Below are 459 nucleotides of genomic sequence, written 5' to 3'. Positions count from 1 at the left end.
CAGCGACTTTGAATCGAGCTCTTCCTTGGCAAGCTTTATTAAAACTCTACTCTCAAATTCCGCCTTACCCGATGCTTCCCAATGTGCCTCAAAATCCTTCCCTGTCAACCAATACGAAAAATAATCATCTTTTAATTTTTCATTTTTACCATCATAAAGGCGACTCAGAACCACTTCTTTATCAAGGACGTATGTTTTCTTCGCGTATGCACTTTTCAGTGCTTTCAGGATCTTCTCCTGATCCTGTTTGCTGATTTTATCGATTGGGATCGTTCCGTCGATCTGCCTTACTTCTCCTTTTTTATAATCGAAGTAGACGACATATTTTCCATCAATCGATGTAACCTTTGCATCTGTAGCAAATGTAGTCTCGGCAGCCTCCTGCAACTTTATCTCTTTCTCCGCGAATTGCTTTACCGCTTTTTGCAGCTTGGCCGCCAGCTTCTGGTCGATCTGAAC

At 42.0% G+C, this 459-nt stretch carries 1 pseudogene; it reads right to left on the bottom strand.

Annotation, left to right across the window (positions count from 1 at the left end):
* Positions 1–459: pseudogene (locus BBG47_RS28445) on the bottom strand (hypothetical protein); the annotation flags it as partial.

Source organism: Paenibacillus sp. KS1 (assembly GCF_001680695.1).
GTDB classification, from domain to species: domain Bacteria; phylum Bacillota; class Bacilli; order Paenibacillales; family Paenibacillaceae; genus Paenibacillus_B; species Paenibacillus_B suaedae.
The sequence above is the reverse complement of the archived record's forward strand: the minus strand, read 5'-3'. Positions and strand labels throughout refer to the sequence as shown.